Source organism: Mycobacterium sp. (assembly GCF_052145595.1).
In the GTDB taxonomy this organism is placed as follows: Bacteria; Actinomycetota; Actinomycetes; order Mycobacteriales; family Mycobacteriaceae; genus Mycobacterium.
Window position 1 is genome coordinate 1 of record NZ_JBKQOI010000269.1, and the last position, 6799, is coordinate 6799.

A 6799-nucleotide genomic window follows, 5' to 3' on the forward strand; every position below is an offset into this window, starting at 1 on the left:
GCCCGCAACCGCGCAACAGAAAGAGCGGCTGGAACACCTCTCTCCTGACGCGGTCACTGCAGCGACGCTCGCCGGCGAGCCGATCACAGACAAGCTGACCAAGGCTCCTGGCAACAACGCGCCGATCGGCGGTCTGAAAGTGATTGCCGCTAGCTGCTGGTTCGCGGCGCGCCCTTCTGGGACGGAAAGCATCTACAAGATTTACGCGGAAAGTTTCAAGGACCGAGCGCATCTGGATGCGATCCTTCGCGCAGCCCAAGAGATCGTGAACAACGCTTTGGAGGTTAGATCATGAAGGCTACTCAAACGCTCCACAATCTTGGGACAGAGCATCTGGCTCGATAACATCACGCGCGAGCTGCTCGATAGCGGCACTCTCAAGCGCTACATCTCCGTTAGCGTTCGCCTTCACGACGCGGGCTATTGCCCGGTATTGCCTGGGTCGTCCCGGATGGCGCGACGACCAGCATCACGGCCTGGCCATGGTCCGCAGCGCTGACCCCATGTCCTACGCCACGGTCGTCGCCTTCGCCTACTCCCCGGGAATACCGTATGGCGTGCTGAGGCCCGACGATTCCGTGGTACGCGAGATCGAGGATGCCCTACGGATTGCCGAACGATCCGGTGATGACCTCGCGTTGGCCATCGCGCGGGTGATGTTGGGCGTGGCGCTGGTGCACCGGCAAACAGATGCGGAGCGTGACGGCGGACAGATGCTGCTGGCCGTGCTCAGCGAAGTGTTCCTGCGCGAGAGATACGTCCTGTCCGAGTTACCGCTCGTCAATGTGTACTTGGCACGCGAGAGGGCTCGGTGCGGAGATCGGGATGGCGCCATACCGCTCATGCGCACCACCGTCGACCATCTGTTCCGCGAGAGACGGCCGCTGTTGTGGGGCATTCCAGCGACCGGTGTTCTGGTGGAGACACTGCTCGACCGCGCCGCCGACGCTGACATGGTCGAAGCCGAGGCCGCGGTCGAGCGGTTAGCGACCGCGCCAGCCGATGAGGGTCTGGTGATACGCGACATCTGGCTGCTGCGGCTGCGGGCTCTACTGGCGCGGGCTCAGGGCGACGCCGCGGCTTACGCGAACTTCCGGGATCGCTACCGCGACATGGCGGAACGCTTGGCTTCGAGGGGCATATCGCGTGGGCTGAGGCGATGGCGTGACGGCGTTGCCGTTCTGCACCCGTTCGCGGCCTACACCGGCATCGCTATGGACCCGGCACTGTCGTGAGCGCATCGGGCAGGTCATGATCGCGACCAGCGTGAACCAGTATTTCTCGTCTGACTCGGCGCGGTGGAACTGGGGCATCGGCCATAACGTGATGCGGCCCAACAGGATCGGCACGTTCACCATCGGCGGCGGCAGCTAGCCGCATAGACGGACCCGGTGCGTCGACGCGGGTGCTCAGGTTGCCGCTCGGCGACACAAACCCGGCACCGACGACAGGGCCGCCCGGGGCAGATCCTCCCCCGCTCGACCGGCGGCATGAGTGCTCTTCAACAGAGACGCCCGGCACAGGGTTTCTGTCTCTTAAGACCCTTCTGGCGTTAGGCGAAGCACCGGGATGGTGCGGATGCCCTTGGTGTTCGCCGCATAAGTGCCTGCCCGGGTGTGCTACGGGGCCTGTTTGGCCACGACGGCGAGCTCAGCGGGTCGGCAGCTAGAATCGTCGAGACCCTCCTGGAGTGCGACTCATCAGCGGTATTGCGCTGGGCTGGGCGGACCCGCCTGCGCAAACCGCTGGCGGCGGGGATACGCGACCTCGGCGATACGCTCAGCCACGAAGGTCTCGATAGCCTGCCCACCAGCAAGTCGGTGGAATGGCTCCGCAACATTCTCATCGACGCCGGGGCGCTACCACCTCGAGACCCGTATCTACGTCGCACTGAGATGTACGTCGATGCACGGCTGCTTAGCATCGAAAACCGCGATGACCGGTCAGCTGTCCGCGCCTTCGCCGAATGGCATCACCTTCGCAGACTGCGAGACCAAGCGAGCCGAGCACCGCTCAAACGCGGCAATGGACTAGGGGCGCAAAGCGAAATCAGTGCTATCACAGCCTTTCTCGAGGACCTTCAAGCGCAGGGATTGACGCTGGCATCATGTCGGCAGGAACACGTTGACCACTGGGTGGTCTGCAATCCCACCCGCGCCCAAATCCACCACTTCCTAGGGTGGGCGGTTCACCGCGGTCACGCCCACGACGTCCAGGCCCCAACGCCCGAAACCCGCAGGACCCGCGACACCCTGTCCGGCGACGACGAGCGCTGGCAGCTCATCCAGTACCTCATCGAAGACCCGCACCTTGAAACACGCGATCGCGTCGCAGGCCTTCTGGTGCTGCTCTATAGCCAGCAGACGACACGCCTGGTCACCGTGAAGATCTCCGACGTCACCATCGACCCAGGACGGCCAGTGACATTGAAGCTGGGCGCCATCCCGCTGACCGTCCCCACGCCCCTCGATCGCTTCCTCGCTGAACTCGTGCAGCAACGGCGAGGATACGCCGCCGTCGACGCTGGCGACAATCCATGGCTGTTCCCAGGAGGACGCTCCGGGCGCCACCTGTCCGCGAACCAAATGGGTTTGCGGCTGAGACGAATTGGCATCTTGCCGCGCGTCGCCCGCAACACCGCGCTGATCGAACTCGCCGGCGAACTGTCCGCTGCTGTCCTCGCCAAACTCCTTGGTTTCAGCATCAAACGAGCCGTGACATGGAACATCGAAGCCGGCAACACCAAGCCGCGCTACGCGGCAGCGGTAGCACGTCGTTCTCAATAGGTAGTCGCGATCGTCGGCTCCATCTCCGACTCGGGAGTTGCAACCTAGCAACGGATGCGCGCCAGGGTGTTAAAAGCTGCGAAGCGGCAGAGAAATCTCACGTTGGTGACGAGTCGGGAATCTACCCACACCTTGGCGCCTGAGACGGAAGATTTCTAACCCGAAGTTACGGCGGCTTTTGGGGCTGAATTGTGTTGTGACCTGATGGTATCGGCGTCAACCGCATTGAGCCTGTAGTCAAAATAATGGTGTGTGGTTGCCGGTGGTGTTGCGTTGTGTCGATTATGATGCAAGGCATGCAGCGAAATGCTGGTAGGGCGCATGTAGTCAGAGTTAAGCGGTCGCATATGGATAAGCTGGGCAAACGGCGCGAGTACGAGTCGGTGTATCTGCGCCGTACCTACCGCGAGGGCGCCAAGGTGCGCAACCAGACCCTGGCGAACCTGTCGATGCTGCCCGAGGCCGCAATCGCCGCGATCGAGGCGACGCTGAAGGGCCACACCCTGATCGCCGCGGGCACCGAGTTCGACATCACCCGCGCGCTGGCGCACGGGCACGTGGCCGCGGTCGCGGCGATGGCGCGCAGCCTGGGATTGCCGGCGCTGTTGGGCTCGCCGTGCCGGTCGCGGGATCTGGCGTTCGCGTTGATCGTTTCGCGGGTTATCCACCCGGCCAGCAAGCTGTGCACCCTGTCGCGGTGGGCCGACACCACGTTGGGGGTAGACCTTGATGTGGCGGGGGCATCCACCGACGAGGTCTACGCGGCGATGGACTGGCTCGCTGACCGCCAGGACGCGATCGAAAAGAAACTCGCCGCTAAACACCTTGCCCCGAAAGCGAATCCGTCGCGGATGGCGTTGTTTGACCTCACCTCCTCGTGGGTGACCGGCCGGTGTTGTGAGCTGGCCGCCCGGGGCTATTCCCGCGACGGCAAAAAGGGACTCCCGCAGATTGAATACGGCATCCTCACCGATGCGGCCGGGCGCCCGGTGGCGGTGCGGGTGGTTCCCGGCAACACCGCCGACCCGGCCGCGTTCACCGAGATCGTCGAGGTGGTACGCACCGGCTTCGGGCTGGCACGGCTGGTGCTGGTGGGCGATCGTGGCATGATCACCTCCGCCCGCATCGAAGCGCTGCGCGAACTCAACGACGACACCGGCACCGGGTTCGGGTGGATCACCGCGCTGCGCGCACCGGCGATCGCCACACTGGCCGCCGACGACGGGCCGCTGCAGATGAGCCTGTTCGATGCCCACGACCTGACCGAGATCGCCCACCCCGACTTCCCCGGCGAACGGCTGATCGCCTGCCGCAACCCCGCGCTGGCTGTCGAACGCGCCCGCAAACGCCACGAGCTACTCGCGGCCACCGAAACACTGCTGGCCGGCATCGCCGCGCGGGTCGATCGCGGCACCCTGGCCGGCACCGACAAGATCGGCGAGGCCTACGGCAAAGTCGTCGGGAAATACAAGGTGGGCAAGCACTTCCAGCGCCAGATCACCGACACCACGTTCACCTACCAGCGCAACCACACCAGCATCAACGCCGAAGCCCACCTGGACGGCATCTACGTGCTGCGCACCAGCGTGCCCACCGCCGACCTGGATGCGGCCGGGGTCGTCACCGGCTACAAGAACCTGGCCAACGTCGAACGCGACTTCCGCAGCATCAAGACTGACGACCTAGACCTGCGTCCCATCCACCACCGGCTCACCGAACGCGTCCAAGCCCACGTGCTGATCTGCCTGCTTGCCTGCTATGTGACCTGGCATCTGCGCCAGGCCTGGGCGCCACTGACCTTCACCGATGATGCACCACCAAGCCGCAACAACCCCGTCGCAGCGGCCAAACGCTCACCAGCCGCCCAGGCCAAAGCCTCCCGCCAACAAGCCCCCGACGGCACCCCGCTACGCAGCTTCCGCGCCCTGCTCGACCACCTAGCCACCCTCACCCGCAACCAGATCCGCTACCACGGCGCCAACGTCGAGATCGACAAACTCAGCGACCCAACAACCGATCAACGCCGCGCCTTCGAGCTCATCGGCGCCGCCATCCCCCTCACCATCGCCGCGTAGTCAGACAACCAACCGACCAAATCAATAAACCCCCACGTAACACCCACAATCGCCTACCCAAACCGCCGCAACTTCGGACTAACGCAGCTTCCGTCTGCGCGAGCGCTCCGATAGAATCAGTTCCCGCCGTTGCGATGTTTATTTCGGCAGGGCCCACTCCGACGAGGTCAGCCGCGCGCGATTGCGCGGTTCCAAGCGAACGGAGGCCGAAATGCGGAGGCTGACCCCGCTCGACGCCACGTTTCTGCATCTCGAGAGCGGCGAGGTGCAGGCCAACGTTGCCTGGATGTCGACCTTCGAGGGGCCGGCTTCCGACCACGCCGAGCTGCTCAACTACGTCGAGGGCAAGCTGCCGTTCGTCCCGCGCTACCGCCAGAAGCTGCGGTTCCTGCCGCTCGCGATGGCGCGTCCGGTGTGGATCGATGATCCCCACTTCAACCTCGAGTATCACGTGCGGCGCACGGCGCTGCCGGCACCCGGCGGCGATCGGGAGCTCGATCGCCTGTTCGCGCGGGTCGTCTCCCAGCAGCTAGATCGGCGCCGTCCGCTCTGGGAGATGTGGGTGGTCGAGGGGCTGAGCGAAGGCCGCTGGGGGGTACTTTGGAAGCTCCACCACGCGATGGTCGACGGCGTCACCGCCAGCGAGATCAACACCGTGATGCTGTCCGATAAGCGCGACGCCGAGCGCCCAGAGCCGGCGCCCTGGCAGCCGGAGCCCGGGCCGGGTGCGCTCGCTGTCGCCGTCGAGTCACTCGCCGGACTGATGAGCCCACTCGAGCAGCTCCAGAGTCTCCGGCTCGCGGTCAAGGCACCGCGTGACCTGCTTGAACGCGGTGTCGCGGCAGCTCGCTCGGCGCTGCCGCTGGGCCGGAACCTGCTGAAGGGCGGCACCTCGTCACTGAACGGACCGATCGGACCGCACCGCCGCTTTGACCGCACGACGGTCAGCCTCCAGGACGTCAAGGAGGTGCGCAAGCGGCATGGCGGAACTGTCAACGACGTCGTGCTCGCCGCGGTCGCCTCCGGCTTCCGCGAACTGCTCGCAGCCCGCGGCGAGCTCGCACCCGAAACGGTTGTCAGCACGATGGTGCCCGTCTCCGTGCGCGCGCCCGGAGAGCACGGCGGCAATCGCGTCTCGGCGGTGTTCGCACGCCTGCCAGTGGGCGAGGAGGACCCCGTCTGCCGGCTTCAGGGCATCAGCAGCCAGATGGATGACATCAAGCGGCGGGGCGACGCGGTCGCCGGGCAGGCCCTGGTCAGCCTGCAGGGATTCTCACCGCCGATGCTGCTCGCTCTCGGCTCGCGCCTGGCGGCGAGCCTCCCCCAGCGGACGATCAACACGGTGACGACAAACGTGCCCGGACCCCAGCACCCGCTCTACCTGCTCGGCCGCCGGATGCTCGAGGCCGCACCGTACGTAATGCTCGGGCCGCAGATCAGGATCGCCACCGCGATCTTCTCCTACGACGGGAGGCTGCACTTCGGCGTGACCGGCGACTACGACACCGCGCCCGACATCGACCTGGTGTGCGCGGGGATCGAGCGCGGGATCGCCGAGCTGGGCGGCGGCGATCGGCCGACGCAGACTCGGCCCGCCAGCAACGGAACTGGCGTCCGCCGCGAGCAGCGGAGCGGTCGGGCGGGAAGCGGCGCATGACATCGGTTGTCGGGGTTAACGTGCCGAGCTTGGGAGAACAGGCGATTACCGCAGCGTCCGCAGCGCAGCACCCCCGATAACAGATACGTTCTCGGTGCCCGGGTTTTCGTCACGCTGCGCGCCGCGATACGGGCCAAGACGCAATCGCGCTCCGCGGGGGTGATGATCGCCGGCCACACCGCGGGCCCGATCACCTGCCCGTGATGCTCCCGCAATCCGGCGATCCGGCCCGAGCATAGGATTTGGCGCACCGCTGAGGTCTGCCACGACTTCGCCACCGC

5 protein-coding genes and 2 pseudogenes are annotated in these 6799 nt (G+C 65.6%); 6 read left to right on the plus strand and 1 reads right to left on the minus strand.

Features of this window, described 5'->3' with window-relative positions; translation table 11 throughout:
- From ACLP4W_RS23275 to ACLP4W_RS23300, 6 genes and pseudogenes are all read left to right on the plus strand, one after another.
- Window positions 1-295: pseudogene (locus ACLP4W_RS23275) on the plus strand (phosphoglucomutase, alpha-D-glucose phosphate-specific); the annotation flags it as partial.
- Between the two features lie 187 nt (window positions 296-482).
- The gene (locus ACLP4W_RS23280) at window positions 483-1235 is read left to right on the plus strand and encodes a hypothetical protein (protein ID WP_442389759.1); all 753 of its coding nucleotides are present in this window, start codon (window positions 483-485) and stop codon (window positions 1233-1235) included.
- Window positions 1236-1251: 16 nt separating this feature from the next.
- Window positions 1252-1374 (plus strand): hypothetical protein, encoded by a 123-nt coding sequence (locus tag ACLP4W_RS23285; RefSeq protein ID WP_442389760.1) that lies wholly within the window; start codon window positions 1252-1254, stop codon window positions 1372-1374.
- Window positions 1375-1616: 242 nt separating this feature from the next.
- Window positions 1617-2786 carry a hypothetical protein gene (locus ACLP4W_RS23290; protein ID WP_442389761.1) on the plus strand — a complete coding sequence of 390 codons (1170 nt, stop codon included), beginning with the start codon at window positions 1617-1619 and terminating at the stop codon, window positions 2784-2786.
- Between the two features lie 296 nt (window positions 2787-3082).
- Window positions 3083-4861 carry an IS1634 family transposase gene (locus ACLP4W_RS23295; RefSeq protein ID WP_442389762.1) on the plus strand — a complete coding sequence of 593 codons (1779 nt, stop codon included), beginning with the start codon at window positions 3083-3085 and terminating at the stop codon, window positions 4859-4861.
- 181 nt (window positions 4862-5042) lie between these two features.
- A complete protein-coding gene (locus ACLP4W_RS23300) occupies window positions 5043-6518 on the plus strand; it encodes a WS/DGAT/MGAT family O-acyltransferase (RefSeq protein ID WP_442389763.1) in 1476 nt (491 codons plus the stop codon).
- A 2-nt stretch (window positions 6519-6520) separates the two neighbouring features.
- Here ACLP4W_RS23300 and ACLP4W_RS23305 read toward each other — a convergent pair.
- A pseudogene (locus tag ACLP4W_RS23305) lies at window positions 6521-6799 on the minus strand (recombinase family protein); the annotation flags it as partial.